Below are 22,772 nucleotides of genomic sequence, written 5' to 3'. Positions count from 1 at the left end.
GATTATCTAATTTTTTAATTAAAACTGGATTTCAATACCGGCATTAACCTGACGCTCTGTTGGGTAAGAGGCTGCTGTCAAGTTGTTGTAGATATCATTTGGACTAAAGGCAACTTCTGGGTCATAGAATGGCCATGCTGTCCAAGTTACCAGGTTCGTAGCAGATGCGAAGAAAGTTACATTATTCAGGCCAACTCTCTGTGTAAATCTATCAGGCAGGCTATAGTTCAAAGAGATGTTCTTCAAACGAATGTAGCTTGCATTATAGATGGAAGCTGTACTTAGCTGAGTACGGTAGTTCGCAGTTTCTGCAAAATCTGTTCCTCCTGTGATTGCTCTTGGGTAAGATGTTACATCACCCGGCATTCTCCACCTTTCCAGTACTTCCGTTGAAAGGTTCATCAGGAAGTCAGGCGTTCTGGTAAAGTAGTAATCCGTGTTAGGGAAGGCCCACTGTCCAAAACTAAACTGGAAGAATGCATCCAGACTTAATCCTTTGTAGCTGATTGTATTACCAAATCCACCAACAGTATTAGCAACTCCATCTTTGTAGTTAACAGCATCCACAGAGTTGGTTGGGGTGTAGGTAATGTTACCATCAGCGTCATACCACATTGGACGTCCGTCTGCAGGGTTAACACCGGCCCAACGCACAACCTGAATCTGGCCAATAGGCTGGCCTTCGATCAAGCTTGTAAAGAGGGCATCTTCACCAATTGGGTCACCATTTGGCAGTTCAAGAATTTCGTTGTCAGAGAACGCTACGTTGAAACGTGTTTGCCATCTGAATCCTGAGCGAACCACGTTTACTGAATTCACTTCAAATTCAACACCTGTGTTACGTACAGACCCGATATTCTCGGTTATACTTCCGTAACCACTGTCACTTGGCAATGGACGACCGAATAGCAGTTCTTCTGTGTCTTTTTGATACGCATCAATAGACCCGTAAAGGCGTCCATCAAACAATTCGTAATCAAGACCAACATTGATCTCCTTAGCTTCTTCCCAACCAAGGTTAGCATTAGCTAACTGAGTAGGACGAAGTCCGGTAGATCCTAAATATGAACCACTTGCAGAGTATAGTCCACGAGCTGCAAAGTTACCGATCGCAGAGTTACCTGTGGTTCCGTAACCTACACGTAGCTTCAATTCATTGATCGCATCAATATTAAGGAAATCCTCTTCAGAGATTCTCCAACCTGCAGAAACAGACGGGAAGAAACCCCAGCGAGTATCCTGACCAAATCGAGAGTTACCATCATAACGGGCAACCAATTTCAGGATATACTTTTCGTCATAGACATAATCAACATTACCGAAGTAACTGGCTTGTCTCCACTCACTGTTGATACCTGAAGCAGTTGTTGGAGTAGAAGTAGCAGATAGTACAGTAAAGAATGGTCCCGGAAGGCCGTCACCACGTGTTACCTGACTTTCAGAGTAATCAGAGCGATACTCAGTTCCAACAAATCCACTAACAGCATGAACGCCGTCAAAAGTTTTAGACAAGTTGGCGATCAGGTTACCCTGATAGTTTTCTACGTTTCTATTCGCAAAACTGATCCAACCATTTTGTGAAGGAGCAGCAATTGCTGAACGATACTGATTGTCCTGAGTATTTCTGTAATCAACATTCATACTACCGTTGAATGATAACCAGTCGTTAGCTTGATATTGTAATCTAATAGAACTCAGGATCTGAGTTACTGTATTCTCGCGATCTACTTCATTTTTAACAACCGCAGGGTTGAATGGCTCACCAAAACGTGTATTTGGATTATAAGAACCATCAAATAGATATGGGAAACTCATTGGAGCTTCAAACATAGCCTGTGACGGAGGACAGTTAATAAAGTTACCATCCTGACACACACCGGTTTGTCCTGAACGGGAAATATTCAAACGCACGCTGGTTCTCCAATTCTGAGCCAGTTCGTGGTCAATATTTGTTCTCAGGTTCAAACGGGTAAAGTCCGAATTAAAGGCAGTACCTTCAGTGGATTCGTAACCACCTGAGATACGGAAAGTCGTAGCAGAGTTACCACCGGAAGCCGAAACGTTATACTTCTGAGTTACACCTTCGTCAAAAATGAAATCCTGCCAGTTTGTATTGGCAAGTTCATCACCGGCTTCTACAGGACTTCCGAAGAAACTCAAGAAGAAGTTTCTATAAATATCTTCGTAAGAACTATAATCACCGCCTGGAGTAACGCCTGAGTTCAACGCTAACGCTTCCCCCATATACTCAACATATTGCTCAGAGCTAATGTAGTCTACGTTGTTAGCAAGAGAACGTACACCGGTCTCGGCACGCGCTGTAATTTGTGTTGGACCTGCAGAACCATCTTTGGTAGTAATGATCACAACACCGGCAGCGGCCTGAGCACCATAAATAGCAGCAGAAGCCGCATCTTTAAGTACCTCAATAGACTCAATGTCACTTGGGTTCAAGGTGTTAAGTGGAGACGTACTGGCCTGAGATGATAGCTGAGCAAATGATATCTGCACACCATCAACAATATAAAGAGGCTCAGTAGCCGCGTTAATAGAACCGTTACCACGGATATTTACACGGAAAGCACCACCCGGGTTACCGGAGGTAGTAGTAATGTTAACACCGGCAGCACGACCCTGTAGCAGGGATTCTGTGTTTTGCAGGGAAACGTTTTCAAGATCTTGTGAAGAAACAGTTGAAATAGAACCCGTTACTTCCCTCTTTTGCTGAACAGCATATCCGGAAACAACAAATTCATCCAAACCAACAACATCAACACTTAACTCAACGTTACGTGTTACGGTTCCTGATCCGATCTCAACAACTTCATTTACTGTTACATAACCAACGTATCGGTAAGAAACAGTATATGTACCGGCGTCAACTCCGGTAATTGTGTAGTTACCATCAACATCGGATTGAGTTCCTCTGTTAATAGATTCGATATAAACAGTCGCGCCGATCAACGGCTCTCCTGTTTCAGCATCTGTAATTTGCCCGGTTAAAGTCCCGCTTTGTGCATATGCACTTGCCGACAATAACAAAGCAAATACTGTAAATAGTAGCTTTTTAAACATAGTAGCTTTGATTTAGGTTTTGGGTTAAGACAAAAATGTTTAACAAACAGTTATCAAATGTTTAACAAACATATATCAGCTTGGATATTATTTATAATAAAGTTCAAATACAAAATATAATAACCCAAATCACGCTTCGTAATATTCTGAAGGGAATATTTTTTTTAATGTTAAAGAAATACCTTTAAAGCCTAAGGCACTTTGATAGCTAATCCCATAGTGCCCATGATTTTATATCAACAGAAAAGGTCGGCAGGAAATAAGATCAAGAAAAGGGGCTTTTTCTAAGTATCTGTTCGAGGGCTTCATCAAGCAGTTGTTGATATAACATTTCTTTTTCCATTGCAGTGTATCTTTTAGCTGAGTTCACCCTACCCCAAGCCGCAGGTTTCCCAGCTGTATTATCCCAGATCAGATATTTTGTTTCGAATCGTAATCTGGTCTCTTTCTCCGTCTCGTGGCCTGCATAATTTCCACCACCAGTTTCAATATCATACAATTGGTAGTTGAACTGATCTAATATCAAGGTAAAGCGGGAATTTATACCATCTGTTGTTAGCGAGGTATTATCCTTGGGCCCCAGGATCTGAAATTGAGTTTCTGATTCCAGCGGCAGTTCCTTTAACTCAAAGTTACTTCCTTCCAGATAAGCAGAGGTCAGGATCTCTTTAACATCAGCCTGAGTATTTCTTTCTATATAAGTTGGTAGATACTGCTCGAAGGTCTCATTTGATTTGTTTTCAAGTTTCCCGAAGGTATAACCGGGGAAATACTCAAAAAAGGCTTCAGCCTGTACCGGCAGGATGCTAAGAGTAGCATTTACCTCTTTATCGTCATATCCGGAAGCCAGATACTGATTGGACGTGGACGCACAGGATGTGATAAATAATAGTGTGGAAACCGTCAGTAATAAAATATTTTTCATCTGAATGAAATAGTCTGCTTATTGAATAATAAAAAAGCGACAGCGTTAAGAGCTATCGCTAGAATAGATATGAAAATAATTGGCTTACAGATAAATAAAAATACTTAAATCAATTTTTACATCTTCTGCTCATTGAATTTTGAGACAGCTATGGCCACATCCCTTGGATTCGACATATCCAGGTTATTTTGATCTATGAAGGTTTCCATCTTTTTACTTCCCTCAAAGTAGCCCATGACCCTCCTTTTATTCAGCCGACGAACATTTGATACCTTATCCCCTTCCTTGAAATAATATCTCTCGGTTTTTGAATAACTGGCTTGTTTTGTTGCAGACCCATAACCGGAACTCGCATTCTCATTAAAATTAACCTCATGCTTAACCAGAAATGTCAGCGGTCCTTCGGCTGCCACCTCTACAAATTCATCTCCATCAAGTCTCCTTGAGTCATAACCTCTTTTGAATAGCCGTTCTGTACCATCAACGCTTAGCTTAAATTGACGGATATTGGCCAGATCCACCCCATAGGTCTGGTTTCCAGATCTGTATTCTAATCTTTCTTCGTAGATATTGAAGTTCATGTATTCTGCATTCGCATACCGTCCACTATATACTTCAAATGACCCACTTGTAAAATCATCCGTCACATATGGTGTTCCGGATATTTCTGTCTTTTTGATAGTGGGCACTACATTTCTCTCCACCATATCCACTATATCATTTTCATCGACCTGGTCTTGAGCCAGAACCGATGCCGGTGATACACCGATTATGATCATGAGTACACTTAGAATAACAAGATTTAATTTATTGGATTTCATAGTATTCATTTGCTTTTAGTTAGTTACTCAGAGATCTGTAGTCAGAATGAGTCCCGTTCTCCACCGCTGCTTTTGTCTATACTCGATCGTATAGTAATAGATCTCTCTTTGTAGTATATAATTATCAAACGGGAAGTATTTACCCCTTATATCGGATACTCTAAATAAAAAATTTCTTTCCGGGTCTTCCAAATTATAAGTGTATGACAAAATCACCCGACTGTTGAAGACATCATTGACCGTCCACGGTGCCCCAAAAAGAATGTATACCATACCTAAGTCCGTTTTCCATCCTTCTTTGTAGTTTGAAAATTGTTTATTAGCCTCTTCTACTCTGGTATAATAAAGTGATATTACATCCTCTGCCAAATTTGAGTTATTGATATTGGACAACCAAAACCGGTCAACAGCCACCTTTAATGAATCATCGTTTTTTATGGACATCAGCTCTTCATATTCCTTATCCGTCATTATATAAGCCAGGGGTTCCGCCATTTGCCTAGTGGTCTTTATAGCAGGATAAAAGGCCGGTTTGATACCGAATTCCCTCCCCCCTTCTGTTTTGAGATCATTATCGGCTTCTATAAACACTTCTAGACGATAATTACCCAATTCAAGCTGACCATATGAGTATTCTATAAATATGTTCCCGTTTTGATTGATCCTGCGGCTCCCTGACTGAATGATCTCGAATTCATCGTATTCGATCCCCTGAAAGCGAATACTGGATCTTGGATAATCCTGAATACTCATCGGCCAGGCGACGGAAGTATCGGCTACAAATTTCTTCAGATTTGATCGTATGTTGATCGGTGTGCCTGTGCTGTTGTTGATCTGGACCATGAATTTCAGTGAATCCAGGTTTGCAGGCACATCATAGGTTGTAACAGGTACAAAATTAGCCCCTCTCACAGCATTCTCTTTCCCAAATATCTGAACTTCTGAGATCGATACGATCCCGTCGTTGATATTTTCAATTGAGGTTTCATTAGTTCGAACCATTTGCTTACCGGAACTTTCGTCTGTAACCGAGACCACGACTTCATATTCGCCCGGTTCAACCTCAAAAGTTTCATTAAATCTAAACAACTCCTGACTATGAATGACTGAATTATCTTCAGCTATTAAGGCCTGAGAAAAAGATCTTTGTGCTATCAATTCATCAGTATCTATGTCGTATAGGGTGATCTCAACAGCAATATCAGCCTGAATATTACCCTCATCATTCTGTTTATAGATCAATCCGCCATACACCACATCCCCCGACACTTCAATAGTGGGTATTCCCACCTGGCTATAGTAACCGGTAGTTGAGAGGCGTAATTCGGGGAGCCCTGCTTCATAATTATACCATCCCCCCCTTTGCACATTATCTATGTAGCTATCGGAACAAGACATGCCAACGAAGCTGAGTAACAGTATCCCGGGCAGTAAGTAAATATTAGGTCTTATCATTCTTATAATAATATCGGATAACCGGTGACTTCCTTAGTTAAACTACATGAACCGTTTATTATTATAATAATACGAATTCAACTATCTGCCTAATATTTACAATAAAATTCCCGATACCATTCTCGGTGATCTACTTATTAAAAGAATGCAGTGTTTCTTTTATAATATTTACGCATTCCATAAGCTGATCTTCCGTCATCACCAATGGCGGTGCAAAACGAATGATGTTGCCGTGAGTGGGCTTGGCAAGTAATCCATTATCCTTCAATGCCACACAAAATCGCCAGGCGGTATCGCTTTCCGGTGAATCGTTAATGATGACGGCATTCAGAAGTCCGCGACCCCTTACTTTTACAAACAGGTCATGATCTTCGACCAGCTTTTGCATTTCATTTCTGAAGGTCTCACCCAGCTTTCGTGCATTCTGGGCCAGGTTTTCGTCTTTTACAACATCAAGAGCTGAAATTGCCACCTTACATGCCAGGGGGTTTCCTCCGTATGTTGACCCATGCTGACCCGGTTTGATAACATCCATGACTGGTTCATCAGCCAATACGGCCGATACCGGATAAGCTCCGCCTGACAGTGCTTTGCCGAGGATCAGAATATCCGGCTTGGTGTAAGTACTTTGCTGCTCACAATGTCCCTGACAATCACAATCACCGCAAACCGCCAAAAGGCTACCGGTTCGGGCAATTCCCGTCTGGATCTCATCCGCTATAAAAAGAACATTGTTTTCGCGGCAGAGATCCGCCATTTGAGAGATATATCCATCATCAGGAACTACCACACCGGCTTCACCCTGAATCGGTTCGGCCAACACTCCGGCAATGTTTGGCTGAGCTAAAGCTTCCTCAAGTGCTTCGATATCATTATAAGGGATCTTTATAAAACCGGGGGTATAAGGTCCAAAGTTCTTTCGGGCATCCGGATCATTTGAAAATGAAATAACAGTTGTGGTACGCCCGTGAAAGTTATTTTCCAGAACGATGATCTGAGCTTCCTGCTCAGGGATCCCCTTTTTCTCATACGCCCATTTCCGGCAGATCTTAATGGCAGTTTCCACACCTTCAGCCCCGGTATTCATTGGCAGTACTTTATCAAAGCCAAAATATTCGGTCATATATTTTTCGTATTCACCAAGCACATTATTATAAAAGGCTCTTGAAGTCAGGCACAAGGTGGAGGCCTGATCAGTCAGTGCTTTGGTGATCTTAGGATGACAGTGGCCCTGATTAACGGCAGAATATGCCGATAAAAAATCGAAATATTGATTGCCTTCAGGATCCCACACATAAACGCCTTCTCCTTTTGAAAGTACTACAGGGAGCGGATGATAGTTATGGGCACCGTATTTGTCTTCCAGTTCAATTGCTTGCTTTGATGTGATCATAAAATGCTGTCTGTTATTTTTTTTTGCTGAAAATAGGAAAAGCATCACTGAAACAAGAACAAAATTATTTCAAATTACCCTTGATATCGAATGATATTTAGCCGTATATTTAAGTCTCGACATCGCGGGGTGGAGCAGCTGGTAGCTCGTCGGGCTCATAACCCGAAGGTCGTAGGTTCGAATCCTACCCCCGCCACTACCAAAAGCCTTCTGATTAAGTTCAGAAGGCATTTTTATATTCGGGAGAAAATCGGGAATTTATGTACACTGTTTACGCTCTATACTCACCTTCGCATCAAAAGATCTATATTGGGTACACAACAAACCTGGAGCAGCGCTTAATTTCTCATAACTCGCTAGGTAAAAAGGGGTGGACCATAAAATACCGTCCATGGAAATTAGCTTATACTGAGGATTTTGAGACCAAAAAAGAAGCCATGCGCAGAGAAAAACAGTTGAAATCAGCCAAAGGGCGCGAATTTATTTGGAACCTCGTAAACGAAAAATTTAAATAAGCTCGTCGGGCTCTTATCCGCCGATTGGCGGACGTAGGTTCGAATCCGACTATCATCCGACCACCGACGGACACGCCACTACCAAAAGCCTTCTGATTAAGTTCAGAAGGCTTTTTTTATATTCATGAGAAAATCGATGTCTCATATTTACCGTTTACGCTCTATACTCACCTTCTCATCAATAGATCTATATCGGGTACACATCCGATCTTGAACAGCGTCTTCTTTCTCATAACTCATTAGGTAAAAAAGGGTGGACTATAAAGTACCGCCCCTGGAAATTAGCCTATACTGAAGAACACCAAACAAAGAAAGACGCTATGCGCAGAGAGAAACAGCTTAAATCAGCCAAAGGACGGGAATATATCTGGGAGGTTGTTAAAGAAAAATTCAATTAGGCTCGTCGGGCTCTTATCCGCCGATTGGCGGACGTAGGTTCGAATCCGACTATCATCCGACCACCGGCGGGCACGCCACTACCAAAAGCCTTCTGATTTAGTTCAGAAGGCTTTTTTTATATTAAAGAGAAAAGTAGGAACTTATGTATACCGTTTATGCTCTTTACTCGCCTTCTCATCAAAAGATCTATATCGGGTACACTTCAAATCTGGAACAACGCTTACTTTCTCATAACTCATTAGGTAAAAAAGGTTGGACCATAAAATACCGACCGTGGGAATTGGTCAATACTGAGGATTTCGAGACCAAGAAAGAAGTTCTACACAAAGATAAACATCTGAAACCAGCTAAGAGACGTGAGTTTTTATGTGAAACTGAGTTCGAAAAAAAACGAGATCACTCGTTATATAAGCACTAATGTAGAACCTGCGAGCGTCCGAAGGTCCTCGCAGCGTTCACTCGCAACGCTACGCTACGATCGCAGGTCTTAAAGACGCTGCGAGGTTGCTTAAAGTATAAGATGCTTTAGTTCTTTACTCGTCTTTCTCTGATCCTTCTTTTATTTATAAACTACGCTCTCTCATTTCTATTCTATGATTTCTTCAAAGATTCAAAAACTTATCTAATCAATCAATCCCCGCTCTCACACCACACCCAAAACCACCCTTTCTAACTTTAGTGAATTTAAAAGCTATTGAGGCACTTTGATCCTTTTGGTAGATTTGTAGAAACAATTCAACAATAGGAGTTACGAATGCAAGATAGTCTTAATATCAATCCTGATAATGTACGTAAAGTTTTAGGTAAACATATTCTCACTGATGGGTACGACATGGTACTTGACCTCAAAAAAAGTGAGGGCGCATACCTTCTGGATTCAAAATCAGGCAAAAGATATCTGGATTTTTTCACCTTCTTTGCTTCTAACCCATTAGGCATGAATCATCCCAAACTGGCCGGAGATGATGATTTTATTGAACGCCTGGCACAGGTGGCCATCAACAAGCCTTCCAACTCTGATATCTATACCGAAGATATGGCACGGTTCATGGCTACATTCGACCGGGTTGGTATTCCTGATTACATGCCTTATTCATTTTTTATATCCGGCGGGGCATTAGCCGTTGAAAATGCCATGAAAGTAGCCTTTGACTGGAAAGTGCAGAAGAACTTTCAAAAAGGCTACCGACACGAAAAAGGCCACAAGATCCTTCACTTTGAAAAGGCATTTCACGGACGCTCCGGCTATACCCTGTCAGTTACCAACACCGTCCCGAATAAGGTGAAATACTTTCCAAAATTTGACTGGCCACGGGTTATAAGTCCTGCCATGACCTACCCTGCCACTAAAGAACATATTGAGGCAACGGCCGCTCAGGAGAAAATGGCTATTGCACAAGCCGAACGCTTTTTCGAGATCCATAAAGATGATATTGCCGGGATCCTTATCGAACCGATCCAGGGTGAAGGTGGAGACCGACATTTCCGCCCGGAATTCCATCAGGCGCTGCGTGACCTGGCAGATCAACACGAAGCCCTGCTTATTTATGATGAAGTTCAAACCGGTGTAGGTATGACCGGAAAATTCTGGGCCCATGAGCATTATGTGAAACCAGATATTCTGGCCTTTGGTAAAAAAGCACAGGTTTGTGGCATCCTTGCCAATACCCGGGTAGATGATATTGAAACCAACTGCTTCCATGTCTCGTCACGCATCAATTCTACGTGGGGCGGTAATCTTGTGGATATGGTTCGCTTCGGGCGTATCCTGGAAGTGATCGAAGAAGACAACCTGGTTGATAATGCTGCAACTGTAGGTGAACACCTGAGATTCAAGCTTGAAGACCTGGCTGACAAACATGAATACCTGAGTAATCCAAGGGGTAAAGGCTTATTCTGTGCTATCGATCTTCCGAATACACATGCGCGAGATCACGTGATCAAGGAGTGTATGGCAAACGGATTGATGATCCTTTCTTGTGGACCGAATACCGTGCGTTTCCGTCCGCCATTGACCATCAGCAAAGGTCAGATCGATGAGGGGCTGGATATCCTTGAAAAAGCATATCTGGCTAAACAGGATGAATGTCCTGTGGTTGGCTGATAAACGTTTCTTTTAGGTTTACAGGGAGGATGGTATTTTAACCACCGAATTCCACCATTCTAAAAGAAACCTTATCACTTGAAAACCATTCTCGATCATTTACCATTTTCAGATCAGGAGCTTAAAAATGTGACCTCGACCATGGTCACATTTTTGCTTCTTGGTTTTTTTATACGGATCTATGAGATTCTTTTGGTCTCACAAAACTTCAGCTTACCTGAAGGATCTTTTCTCATCTATTTTAAAGCCCTGATCCCTGACCTCTTTCTGTTTGCATTCTGGGCCGTGATACTGATCGCTATTTGGGCTATACTTTCTAAACTGATTCCCAACTACGCTTCAAAAAACATCAAAGCACTCATGGTTCTCTTCATAGTGATCTATATTGCTTTGATCCAATATTTCGGTGAGGTCCTTGTGCTTCTTGGTGTGGATCTTTGGGCGTATAACATCACTGAGATCGGAGATACGGTCAGCACGTCAGTGAGTTTTGGGTTTACGGAGATCGCTCCACTTATCCTGTTTCCTCTGATATTTTTATTCGGAATTCGAGGTCTTAATAAAATTGAATTCAAACCTGCATTTCAGAATACCTTTCTGATCTTCTTATCGGTATGTGCCATATTGAGTTTTTTCACCTATCCATCTAAGGAGGATCACGAACTTGAGTTGACCTATGCCCTTTCTGTTAATAAGGCCTCTTACTTTTTTGGTGAAACGGCGAACCATTTCCTTTCTGCCCTAACCTATGATGAGTACTCCGGTGACGAATATCCATTCATGAGGGTCCCTGATACTGAAGATGTGCTCTCCCCTTTTCTAAACAAGCCGGATCACCTGCCAAACTTTGTATTTGTGATCGTTGAAGGTTTAGGCGGAACCGTGGTTGACCCCAATGCTTCGTATGGAGGATTTACTCCTTTTCTGGATTCGCTATCTAATGAGAGCCTGAACTGGACACATTTCCTATCCACCAGTGGTCGATCATTCAACGCACAACCTTCCATTTTCGGTTCACTGCCTTATGCAAACAGTGGATTCATGGATCTGGGCTACCGCATGCCTGAACATCACTCCCTCATTTCAATCCTGGATAACAGCGGTTACCATACCGGTTATTTTGGAGGCTATGATACAAGTTTCGACAATCTGGATCTTTTCCTTGAACGACAGGGTATTGATCTGCTGGTCAATGCGTCCCGTTTTCCGGATCAATATGAGAGAATGGATGAGATCGAAGGTGGATTCAGCTGGGGATACTCGGATCATGATCTCTATGATTTTGCTTTTTCATTTCTGAATGAGTTTCAAAGTAATACTCCTCGTCTCGATATCTTTTTCACGCTTAACTTTCATGAACCGTTTATCATCCCGGAAAGTCAGCAATTTGATCTCATATTTGAGCAAAGGCTTGAAACCCTTGATCTGCCGGATGATCACAAACAGATGTATCAGAACCATCCTGAACTGTTCAAAGCTCTTTTATATACTGATGATTCCATCCGACAGCTGTTTGACCGTTACAAACAGCGGGATGATTTTGCCAACACGATCTTCATCATCACGGGTGACCACCGTATGGTTCCCATCCCCCACCGGGATCGTATTGACCGGTATTACGTGCCATTTATGATCTACTCCCCGCTTCTCAAAGAAAGTAAGACCTTCAAGGGCGTCTCATCCCATCTGGACATTGCGCCAACCCTGATGGCTTATCTCAGATCAAATTTTGGAGATCAGATCATTACTCCGGAGAATGTCCATTGGCTGGGTGGCGAGTTAAGTACGAGTGTAACATTTGAGGCTCAAAAAAGGGTGCCGTTCATGAGAACCAAAAACAACTTAGCTGATTACCTCTCAGGGGAATATTTTATTTCTGATAATAGATTGTACCGGTTAAACGAAGGTATGCTTTTGGGTGAAATTCAGGACGACGAAATCAAAGACAGGCTCTATAAAGAGTTTGAGCAGTTTAAAATCCGAAATAACTATGCCACTTCTAAAAATAAGCTTATCCGACTCACAGAGGAACAGAAAAGGGAGCATGAGACACTGAATGAAGAAATTGAGTTTTTAAGAAATGAAAACCTGACAGGACTTGGAAATTCCGAATTATTCCAGATCGCCAGGGATTCTGCTTTTAGCACCAATTATTCTTACGCCCGAATGGTCCTGAGGCATGTTTTACGCCGTTCTCCCAACTATCATGATGCCCGCTTACTGTATGGAAGAACCCTGGCATGGGGTGGTAACTATGAAGATGCGATCAGCCGTTTCAGGGAGGTATTGGATCGTGACCCTTCCTACATGGATACCTACAACGCACTTACCGATGTGTATTACTGGCAGGGAGAGCATCAGAAAAGCATGGATTTTGTGAATACCGGACTTGCCTACAACGGCAATTATGTCCCTCTGATCTTTCGTAAAGCGAGAACCTACTACCTGATGGAAAATAGGGATAGTTCCACTGTTTGGATCAATAAAGGACTTGAACTGGACTCTGATAATTCAAACCTGCGTGAGCTGAAAGAACAGCTGACTGAGAACTAAAATTTATAGACGAATCCACCATTCAGGGTAACGATCGTGATAAAATTATCCGGATCGAAGGTCAGCTCCTGACGGGCAAGATCAAGCGATAAGAAAGCAGAAAGGTTGTAGCGAAGTTCTTTATATCCATCTATGCCTACAAATTGCGATTGGGTAAAAAATACATCTCCTGAAACATCCTGAAAACGTCGTTCTTCGGGATAAAAACCGAATCCTCCCCGAAAGGTTATATAGTTTTCAGGTCCTGACAGGTACCTTCTTGCCAATAAACTCAAAGACCGGGAAACACCCACTGAATTTGGCGTGATATACGGCCTTACAGTAAACAACCAGTTGCCCTGATACTTTGAAACGGTTCCGGTAAATATCCAGACATCGCTGTTGAAACTCAGGTACCTAAACCCTGCCGAAACTTCGAATGCGCCGGGCAGCGTTTTAAATAACTCCGCACCTGACCTGAACTCCGGAAACAAAGAACTGGAAGAATACCCGGCACTGACATACCCATACCAACCCTCAGCGATGGATGGATAGAAATCAAGTTCAGCCTGTAATCCATCCGTGGAAAATCTGCGCTGATAATTGACGCGGCCGATTACTGAACCAATACCTGTCCGCCTCGAAAGCTGTACGTAGGCTTTATGTATATCGTCGAATACATCCTCAAATGTATCGTAGGTATATGCCGTGGTAAGGGTGTAATTCTGTCCTGAGGTTTTTATGCTTTCCCTCAACTGTAACGCTTCTTCGTTTATTTTATCGATCTGCTCCAGTTGATTCAGGACCTGCAGTGCCTCTTTATCCTTACCGGCCGAATTTAGAGTTTCAGCTCGCTTCAATAGTACATCCGCATCAACGGCGTGATATCTCACTGCCTGCTTCGAGTAATCCAGCATGGCCTTTTCATTTCCCGCCCAGCGTTCGTTATCGATGGCTGCAAAGAGGGCGTCTTTATAATCGGGCCTGCGTTCGAGTACGTAATTCAGTTCCTCACGGGCATTATCGTAACTGCCATCCCAGGCGTAGGTGCGGGCTATTAGAATCCTGACGTCGTGATAATCGGGTGATATTTCCAGAATGGCATGGGCCAATTCCCTTGCTTCCTCCCTTTGGCCATCGAAAGCGAGTTCCCGGGCTTCCATAAAGGCTTTATCAACATTTTCAACGGTTTGAGCTGAAAGGGTTTGGAGTGAAAAGATCATCAGTAAACCCGTTAACCACCCAACCAATAAACAGGTCCGTTTTGAAATTGCACTTACAATACATGTTTTGGGATGTGTTTTCATGATCAACATTACCTCTGATTTCATCAAATTCCAAGTTCCGCCCTGACGATGGAATACACATCAGGGATCACTCCGTTATCTATCAATACGTGCAGGATGAGTGCTATAACAATGACCGTTACACCATACACAACCAGCCAATATTTTAATGAACCGAAAAAGTTGGATACAGAATCCTTCAGTTTTTTGATTCCTTCTGTCACATTACTGTTTGAGGACAGGCCGGTTCGGGTCATCACTCCCCACGCCTTATCTCCTTTAATAAAATCGATCAGTCCTTTGAATCTCCACCAGGTGTGAATTTGTCTGTATCCGATATTCTCCAGAAAGGCGTAGAGAGTCAGGGTGGCGATATTCCCAAGGGTTGGATATCGGCGGAAGGACAGTTCCTCACAAAGGACAGAGGTAATGGAAAGCACCATACCCAGGAATACGGACACCGTTAAAAACAGAAGTACAAACGTGGAGTTGAATCCACCTAAAAGCAGAACAATCAGAAAATACCCAAAACCAAACAGTTCAATTACGGGGCCCAGCATCTCAATAAAAAAGAAGAATGGCATGGCCAGCATACCCAGTCGACCATATTTTGGGTTGAACAACATCTTCTTGTGGCGCATCATAGTATCCGCCAGTCCCCGCTGCCAGCGATTTCTTTGTCTCCCCAACACTGACCAACTTTCCGGTACTTCTGTCCAGCACACCGGTTCCGGTAAAAATCGCACTCTGTATGGTTCCCCTTTATCCTTGAAATGTCGATGCAGCCTTACCACCAATTCCATATCCTCACCCACCGTGTCATGCAGGTACCCACCCACTTCAACCACAGCCTTCTTATCGAACACCCCAAAGGCTCCGGAAATGATCAAAAGGCTATCAAGGTAATCCCAGCCAACCCTGCCAAATAAAAATGAACGGAGATACTCCACCGTTTGGATGCGACCCAGAAAGCTCTTTGGCAGATCTACTTTTTTGACAATGTTATCCTCGATGGTACAGCCATTCGCTATCCTTACGATCCCTCCTACAGCCACTACATTTTCTTCTTCCATAAAGGCTTTAAGCAATTTCAGAAGTACATCCGGTTCCAGGATGGAATCAGCATCAATGGAACATACCAGATCTTTTGAGGCTACATTGATCCCCGCATTCAGGGCATCCGCCTTTCTGCCATTTTCTTTATCTACCACCTTCAATTCCGGGTAGATCGAAGACCTGTAAACTTTCTTGATGGGTTTGTGATCTATAGGCAGCTCTACCGGCCGGTCGATCTCATATAGATCAAAATGTTCGATCAGTAATTTCAAGGTATCATCCGTACTTCCATCATTTATAACGATCACTTCAAAGTCAGAAAAATGCAGCTGGAGCAGTGCTTCAACCGAGGCAATGATGTTTACCTCCTCATTATAAGCCGGAGAAAGTATGCTGACCGGTTTGTACAAATTTGAATTGAACAGGCCTTTCAGGTTAAACACCTGATAGTAGTTTTGCTGATGCCTGATGTAGAAGAATGATATTATTACGAGTAGGGTATACGTCAGATTCACGGCAAGAAAATACCCAATAAACAGCCACTCAGCTGGCTCCATATAGGTTAAAAATTGCTGAAGTATGTCTCTGATCTCAGCCATTAAAATTTGTTTCATTCCTTTTTTCGTGAACGTACATCAACACGTATTTCGTGATCAATTTTATATCACTTTCGGGTACCTCTTGAAGGATCTCAGATTCTTTGAATCCATTTTTTAATAAGGCGTAAACAATGGCCTTTTTAACGTTCTTATCTTCATGTCCCAATAAATATTTAAAGTAGATAAAGTCATCTTCACTCCCATAATCACCCAGTTCTTCCAGAGCTGAAACCACTACTTCCGGAGCTTCATGGTCTAAATACCGGCGAAGGGTCTTAATACTTTTAACATTATTGAATTCGCCCTGAGCCTTGATGATGGCTGACAATACCTCCGGATAATTCCATTCCCGTGATGGATCCTGTAACTTTTCGAGCAGATAATTCACAAGGTTATAGTAGCCTATTTCTGTGATCCCCTTTATGAATAACGCCCGGTTTGCCGGTGGGATATCCTGCTCATCCAACACAATTTTCAGTGCCTCGCCTTCGGCTTCATTTTGATCATCCTCATCCGAGTGGAATTTATGGAACAACTCGATCATCGCCATTTCTGACAGAAAATCTTTTTTGGCAACACGACTAAGGGCCTCCACTCTCAAATTGACGTCATCGCTACCCATTAGTGCGGTTGCTGCTGAAAATACCAGCATCTGATTCGGTGAGTCTAAATACCCCTTCAGCTTTTTGATCACTTTAAAGTTTACCAAACGTACATTACTGAAATAGTTACAGGCCTTTACCCGGGCTACATCATCCGATGACCTCAATAAATTAAAATGGTGATCAAAGATCGGTTCTATAAAGAGGAGTTCCTTGAGTTTATCAGCCTCTGTTCCCTCAACATGAGTAAGCATTTCCGTAATGATCTTTTCAAAGGCGTAATATTCAAGGTTTTTCCCGGTAAATTGCTCTATCACCTCTTTTTCATTTCCTTCTTCGAGGTAATTCAAGACATGGGGCATCAAGGTTTTTCGGTAATTTTCCAGTTTGGCAGACCAATTTCTGTGCCTGACCCGAATTATGATGGCACTGAGAAAAAGTACCAGCGTTAAGCCCAGCAGTACCATTGAAACGATCAGAAGTAAATAAACAGAAATGTCCATAGCCGGGCTTTGTGAATGAAATCAACTTCCCAGGACTTCCTCTATCCTAAGCATCAAAATATTTGGTTTGAAAGGTTTTTCGATATATCGCTCCGCACCCAGCTTATGCCCTTTCATGATATCCTCTTCACGATTCTTACTGGTGAGCATGATCACTTTGATATCTTTGGTTTCCGTGTCTTCCTTGATGTTTCGGAGTACCTCGAAACCATTCATGCTTGGCAACATCACGTCCAGCAAAACCAGATCCGGCTTAAGTTCTTTTACTGCCTCAAGACCTTCTTTTCCATTTGCCCGGTGTTCTACCCGGTAGCCGCTCTTCTTTAGCTTATACAGTAAGAGCTCGTATATAACCTCAGTGTCCTCAATGACGAGGATCAATGGTGAATCATTGCTCACAATAAACCTTCCTTTCTTTATTTAGCCTGCCTCAATGATAAAAAACGAATATACAGTCAACAAATGTTAAATGTACCTTTCATTTCTCTACACTAATACCAATAAGGTACAGTTTCGTGAAGGCCTGATTAATTTTTCAGATCTTTTCAGTCTTGAGCAAAGCGGTGTCTGAAAAGTTAATGCTCAGGAAGTCTCTGACTTCCATTTCAAGCAATCGTTTTGAACTTTGTCACCAAAGATTAAATTTGAAATATATTACACCAGCTGGTGACTTTGGGGCTGTATCACCATTTCATTTAATACTGACCCGGAAGGTTGGTCAACAGCATAATATACGGCATCGGCTACTTCTTCAGTGGTTAGCATCATGTCTTTTTTAACCTTCATGCCAACGCGATCATCGTCCCAGAACGGTGTATCCACTCCTCCCAGATAGAGCAGAGAAAATTTAGTTTTACCACGGCGCTGTTCTTCAATGAGGGCTTTTGTAAATCCCTGAATGGCAAACTTTGAAGCTGCATACACGGAAGCATTTTTCATGACATATTTGCCCATGGTACCCGGAAACATGACCACAGATGTCGGTTCATCCTCATTCATGTGTTTCATCACGGTTTGCGTGACCAAAAATGTGCCATAAACATTGACATCGATGACCTCTTTAGCATCCGCCGGGTCAATATCCAAAAAGGGTAGTATGATGCCCTGCCCGAACGCATTGATCAGCACATCGATCTTTCCGATCTGATCTTCGATCTCGGTAGCCATGCGTTCAACAGCTGCCCGATCGGTGGCATCAGTTTCAATGGCATAGGCCTCTCCACCTGCATCATTGATCTCTTTAGCCACTTCTTCGGCTTTGACTTTGTTACGCGCAGCCAAGATCACTTTTGCTCCCTTTGATCCAAATTTTCTGGCTGTTGCTGATCCGATTCCGCCGGATCCCCCAACGATAAGTACGATCTTGTCTTTCATGGTAAATAAGGTGTAACGTCTTTCTTGATAAATAGTCACACCCATAAATTCCGAAAACGAATTTTTCGTTCCATGGACTGATGGTGCTTCAAAGGCGAGCTACGAGCGTTGTTGCCCGAACGCTGCGAGGACCGTTGGACGCTAGCAGGTTCTCTTCTTGAGCTTATCGTTTCCTCATTTTCGCTCCGACGCAGAGCGTCTGAGCGAGATGGTCGTGAGCCGTGGGTGGTTAGTAGTTCTTGAAAGTAGCTGGAGAAGTTTGGGCATGATCTAAAGATCAGATCTGATACCAGTGCCTTAGAAGATCTTTAATACTACACTTGACCTCATTCAGACGCTCTGCGCCTGCCTTTGTCGGCATACAGGTCGGAACGAATAGTAAAGCTTTTAATGATAAACAGAGTGTATAAAACCGATGTATCTAAAACTGATTACCCTGCCATAGCTTTAGGTAACACGCTCTCGTAGATCTCATCGGCTTCCGTAACATTGATGGAAACAAGATCTTTGATCGACAAGGTATCTCCTTTGACCACACCCAGTTCGTATAACGGAACTCCGGCTTCATCAAAGTGGTGCTTCACGGTCTGTAGCTCAGGAGCCGGAATAGTGATCACAACACCAGACTGAGCCTCGCTATACAGAATTTCATGTGTTGATCCCTTCAGGGTTTCAACTGAAAGTTCAGCCCCTTTTCTTCCAAAAATGGCCATTTCAGCCAGGGATGTGGCCAGTCCACCGTCAGAGAGATCATGAGCTGCATTTACTAACCCAAGCTTAATGGCTGTGAGTAAAGCTTCCTGAAGTTTAACTTCAAAATCGAGATCTATCTCAGGTGCGTCTCCGGTGGTTAATCCGTGCACGGCCTTCAGGTATTCACTTCCACCCAGGCCTTTGCGATCAGCACCAATGTATAACACAATGTCTCCCTCGTTCTTGAAGGCCGGAGTGGTTCTGTGTTTTTCCACATCCTCGATCACCCCAAGCATACCAATGATGGGAGATGGAAAGATCGCCCCATTTGGGTTTTCGTTGTAGAAACTTACATTTCCACCTGTTACCGGAGTATTCAATGCACGGCAAGCATCACCCATTCCACCGAGAGCTTCCTTGAAGGTCCAATACACTTCCGGTTTGTAAGGATTACCAAAATTCAGGCAGTTGGTGATCGCCATGGGTTTGGCACCGGAACACACAACATTTCGGGCTGATTCCGCCACAGCAATCTGACCACCTTTACGTGGATTCAGATACACATACCGACCGTTGCAATCCGTCTTGGCTACCAGACCTTTTTTGGTTCCTTTGATGCGAATAACGCCGGAATCAGATGCTCCCGGCCCGGTTACGGTATTGGTTCTCACCATGGTATCATACTGCTCGTGCACCCACTTCTTGGACGCGATATTAGGAGAGCTTAGTAATTTTTTGGTGATCTCAGTATGGTCATCAGAATGCTCAATTGAGTTGGCATCAAAATTCTGAACTTCATCCAGATAGGCCGGTTTTTTGGTTTCACGCACATATTGAGGAGCTCCACCTCCCAGCACTAAATGCTCAGCCGGGATCTCCGCCTTAACCTCTCCTTCTTTCCAGTAGGTCACTTTATCGCCTTCCACAACTTCACCGATCACTACCGCATGCAGGTCCCATTTCTCATACACATCAATTATCTCCTGCTCACGACCTTTTTCAGCCACGATCAGCATGCGTTCCTGACTTTCAGAAAGCAGTAATTCATATGCCGTCATCCCGTCTTCACGTGCCGGCACTTTATCGAGATCTACTCTCATGCCCTGTCCGCCTTTGGCCGTCATCTCGGAGGAGGAACAAGCAATGCCCGCAGCTCCCATATCCTGCATACCGATCACGGCGCCGGTTTTCAGGACTTCAAGGCTAGCCTCGAGTAATAATTTCTCTGTAAATGGATCCCCAACCTGAACGCTTGGTCGTTTAGCTTCACTTTCTTCGCTTATCTCTTCGGAGGCAAAAGTAGCACCGTGAATACCATCACGTCCCGTGCTTGCACCTACAATCAGAACCGGATTCCCAATACCCTCGGCAATGGCGGAGGCTGTTTCGCCTTCTTTTACCAACCCAATACTCATCGCATTCACAAGGGGATTTCCTTCGTAGCTCTCATCAAACACTACTTCACCGGCTATAACCGGGACTCCGAAAGAGTTACCGTAATCACCAATTCCGCGAACCACTCCATCCAGCAGGTACCGCACTTTTGGGTTTTCCATGGAGCCGAACCGCAGCGAATTCAAGCTCGCTACCGGACGTGCACCCATCGTAAAAATATCTCTGTGAATACCTCCTACACCGGTTGCCGCTCCCTGATATGGCTCAATGGCAGAAGGATGATTGTGGCTCTCGATCTTAAATGCACAACCAAGGCCGTCTCCCAGATCTACCAGACCGGCGTTTTCTTCACCGGCTCCAACCAATAGATTTTCTCCCTCAGAAGGCAGCTTTTTCAGCTCAATGATGGAATTCTTATATGAACAGTGCTCACTCCACATCACCGAATATACTCCCAGTTCTGTGAAGGTTGGGGTACGTCCCAGGCGGGACAGTATCATTTCATACTCTTCTTCAGTGAGTCCGTGATCTAAGGCGAGTTCCAGGTTTACTGTTGGTTCCTGAATGGCAGATTTTGACATTTGAGTAAATAGAATTGGGATTGAACCGATTCAAATGACCGGTTGAATTAAGACGGAATTGAAGGTACGATTATTTGAGAAAAGGCTCTAATGGTTTACATAGATTAATTGCCTTCAATTCCTCTTTTCCGGTTCAACCCAATTTAACTGCGCTGAAGTACCTTGATCTATTTACCAAATCGGTCACGAACCGATCTGCTTAATTCCTCACGGTGATCCGGATGCGCAATATTTACCAGCTCCTCGGCCCGTTGCCCCATATTCTTTCCATATAGGTTTGCGATACCGAATTCCGTAACTACATAATGCACGTGAGCACGGGTGGTTACTACACCGGCTCCCTCCTTCAAGTGAGGTACAATGCGGCTGATCCCCTTTCGGGTCACCGATGGCAGAGCAATGATGGGTTTCCCGCCCGGCGAGAGTGAAGCTCCACGGATGAAATCCATTTGTCCACCCACACCTGAGTATTGGTAGGTCCCGATGGAGTCGGCACAGATCTGTCCGGTCAGGTCCACCTCCACCGCACTGTTGATGGCCGTTACCTTGGGGTTTCTCCGGATAACAGCAGTATCATTGATGTAGGCAATATCCAGCATGGCCACGGCAGGATTATCGTCTATAAAATCGTAGGTTTTTCGGGTACCCATTACAAAACCACTGACGATCTTACCGGGGTGTATTTTCTTTTTCTTTCCGGTGATCACCCCTTTCTCAACCAGTTCGATCACACCATCAGAGAACATTTCTGTATGAATACCCAGGTTCTTATGATTGGTCAGACTTTTAAGCACCGCATTAGGAATGGCTCCGATCCCCATTTGCAGAGTAGCTCCGTCATCGATCAGTTCAGCACAAAATTGCCCGATCCTGAGTTCTGCTTCATCCGGTTCGGGTACGGTTTGTTCCGGCAAGGCATCGTCCACCTCAACCAGGGCATTGATCTGATCTACGTGGATCAGTCCATCACCGTGAGTTCTTGGCATATTCGGGTTTACCTGTGCGATCACATATTTTGATGTTTGAACCGCGGCAACCGTTGCATCTACAGATACACCTAAAGAGCAATACCCATGTTTATCAGGTGGAGAAACATGGATCAGAGCTACATCCAGCGGCATGATCTTATTTCGAAACAAGTTTGGTACCTCACTTAGAAACACCGGCACGTAATCTCCTCGTCCCTCGTTTATGGCTTTCCGGACGTTGGCGCCCACAAACAGGGCATTCACAAAAAAGCTGTCTTTGTATTCAGGATCAGCATATGGGGCCGGACCTTCAGTGTGAAGATGAACCACTTCGACATGTTTGAGTTCATTATGACGCCGGGTCATGGCTTCCACAAGCTGAACCGGGGTCGCCGACACCCCGTGCACAAATACCCGATCCCCGGATTTAATGATCTTTACCGCCTCATCTGCTGTTTTATATTTACTCATAGGTCTGTGTATTGATTGATGATTT

17 protein-coding genes and 1 tRNA gene are annotated in these 22,772 nt (G+C 43.5%); 6 read left to right on the top strand and 12 right to left on the bottom strand.

The window, feature by feature from the left end:
- Positions 1-18: 18 nt before the first annotated feature.
- The 5 genes from C3B73_RS10410 to rocD all read right to left on the bottom strand — a co-directional run bounded on the left by C3B73_RS10410 (position 19) and on the right by rocD (position 7,669).
- Entirely contained in the window at positions 19-3,075 is a 3,057-nt protein-coding gene (locus C3B73_RS10410) for a SusC/RagA family TonB-linked outer membrane protein (protein ID WP_103665538.1), read from the bottom strand.
- A gap of 265 nt (positions 3,076-3,340) precedes the next feature.
- A complete protein-coding gene (locus tag C3B73_RS10405; RefSeq protein ID WP_103665537.1) occupies positions 3,341-4,000 on the bottom strand; it encodes a hypothetical protein in 660 nt (219 codons plus the stop codon).
- 116 nt (positions 4,001-4,116) lie between these two features.
- Positions 4,117-4,821 carry a hypothetical protein gene (locus C3B73_RS10400; protein WP_103665536.1) on the bottom strand — a complete coding sequence of 235 codons (705 nt, stop codon included), beginning with the start codon at positions 4,819-4,821 and terminating at the stop codon, positions 4,117-4,119.
- Positions 4,822-4,848: 27 nt separating this feature from the next.
- Positions 4,849-6,219 carry a GWxTD domain-containing protein gene (locus tag C3B73_RS10395; RefSeq protein WP_157939477.1) on the bottom strand — a complete coding sequence of 457 codons (1,371 nt, stop codon included), beginning with the start codon at positions 6,217-6,219 and terminating at the stop codon, positions 4,849-4,851.
- A 187-nt stretch (positions 6,220-6,406) separates the two neighbouring features.
- Positions 6,407-7,669, bottom strand: a complete 1,263-nt coding sequence (gene rocD, locus C3B73_RS10390; RefSeq protein ID WP_103665838.1) for an ornithine--oxo-acid transaminase — start codon at positions 7,667-7,669, stop codon at positions 6,407-6,409.
- Positions 7,670-7,792: 123 nt separating this feature from the next.
- Between rocD and C3B73_RS10385 the strand changes: the two genes are divergently transcribed.
- The 6 genes from C3B73_RS10385 to C3B73_RS10360 all read left to right on the top strand — a co-directional run bounded on the left by C3B73_RS10385 (position 7,793) and on the right by C3B73_RS10360 (position 13,240).
- A tRNA-Met gene (locus tag C3B73_RS10385) sits at positions 7,793-7,865 on the top strand.
- A 64-nt stretch (positions 7,866-7,929) separates the two neighbouring features.
- Complete coding sequence (locus C3B73_RS10380) at positions 7,930-8,184, top strand: GIY-YIG nuclease family protein (protein WP_103665534.1); 255 nt, start codon at positions 7,930-7,932, stop codon at positions 8,182-8,184.
- A 185-nt stretch (positions 8,185-8,369) separates the two neighbouring features.
- The gene (locus C3B73_RS14255) at positions 8,370-8,582 is read left to right on the top strand and encodes a GIY-YIG nuclease family protein (RefSeq protein WP_198597350.1); all 213 of its coding nucleotides are present in this window, start codon (positions 8,370-8,372) and stop codon (positions 8,580-8,582) included.
- Positions 8,583-8,725: 143 nt separating this feature from the next.
- Positions 8,726-9,001: a GIY-YIG nuclease family protein gene (locus tag C3B73_RS10370; protein WP_103665533.1), complete on the top strand. Its 276-nt coding sequence runs from the start codon at positions 8,726-8,728 to the stop codon at positions 8,999-9,001.
- A 336-nt stretch (positions 9,002-9,337) separates the two neighbouring features.
- Positions 9,338-10,687 (top strand): L-lysine 6-transaminase, encoded by a 1,350-nt coding sequence (gene lat, locus C3B73_RS10365; protein WP_103665532.1) that lies wholly within the window; start codon positions 9,338-9,340, stop codon positions 10,685-10,687.
- A 78-nt stretch (positions 10,688-10,765) separates the two neighbouring features.
- Positions 10,766-13,240: a sulfatase-like hydrolase/transferase gene (locus tag C3B73_RS10360; protein WP_103665531.1), complete on the top strand. Its 2,475-nt coding sequence runs from the start codon at positions 10,766-10,768 to the stop codon at positions 13,238-13,240.
- Here C3B73_RS10360 and C3B73_RS10355 read toward each other — a convergent pair.
- The 7 genes from C3B73_RS10355 to C3B73_RS10325 all read right to left on the bottom strand — a co-directional run bounded on the left by C3B73_RS10355 (position 13,237) and on the right by C3B73_RS10325 (position 22,747).
- Positions 13,237-14,526, bottom strand: a complete 1,290-nt coding sequence (locus C3B73_RS10355) for a YaiO family outer membrane beta-barrel protein (RefSeq protein ID WP_198597336.1) — start codon at positions 14,524-14,526, stop codon at positions 13,237-13,239. The genes C3B73_RS10360 and C3B73_RS10355 overlap by 4 nt on opposite strands.
- 23 nt (positions 14,527-14,549) lie before the next feature.
- Positions 14,550-16,175: a glycosyltransferase family 2 protein gene (locus C3B73_RS10350; protein ID WP_198597335.1), complete on the bottom strand. Its 1,626-nt coding sequence runs from the start codon at positions 16,173-16,175 to the stop codon at positions 14,550-14,552.
- Positions 16,153-17,265: a HEAT repeat domain-containing protein gene (locus tag C3B73_RS10345; RefSeq protein ID WP_103665529.1), complete on the bottom strand. Its 1,113-nt coding sequence runs from the start codon at positions 17,263-17,265 to the stop codon at positions 16,153-16,155. The genes C3B73_RS10350 and C3B73_RS10345 overlap by 23 nt, the downstream gene beginning before the upstream one ends.
- 21 nt (positions 17,266-17,286) lie before the next feature.
- Positions 17,287-17,664, bottom strand: a complete 378-nt coding sequence (locus C3B73_RS10340; protein WP_157939476.1) for a response regulator — start codon at positions 17,662-17,664, stop codon at positions 17,287-17,289.
- A gap of 255 nt (positions 17,665-17,919) precedes the next feature.
- Complete coding sequence (locus C3B73_RS10335) at positions 17,920-18,639, bottom strand: SDR family oxidoreductase (RefSeq protein ID WP_103665836.1); 720 nt, start codon at positions 18,637-18,639, stop codon at positions 17,920-17,922.
- 431 nt (positions 18,640-19,070) lie between these two features.
- Positions 19,071-21,308: a phosphoribosylformylglycinamidine synthase subunit PurL gene (gene purL, locus C3B73_RS10330; RefSeq protein ID WP_103665527.1), complete on the bottom strand. Its 2,238-nt coding sequence runs from the start codon at positions 21,306-21,308 to the stop codon at positions 19,071-19,073.
- Between the two features lie 167 nt (positions 21,309-21,475).
- Positions 21,476-22,747 carry an acetyl-CoA hydrolase/transferase family protein gene (locus C3B73_RS10325; RefSeq protein WP_103665526.1) on the bottom strand — a complete coding sequence of 424 codons (1,272 nt, stop codon included), beginning with the start codon at positions 22,745-22,747 and terminating at the stop codon, positions 21,476-21,478.
- Positions 22,748-22,772: the final 25 nt, after the last annotated feature.

This window comes from Gracilimonas amylolytica (assembly GCF_002911695.1).
In the GTDB taxonomy this organism is placed as follows: Bacteria; Bacteroidota; Rhodothermia; order Balneolales; family Balneolaceae; genus Gracilimonas; species Gracilimonas amylolytica.
This window is presented reverse-complemented; position numbering and strand designations above follow the sequence as displayed.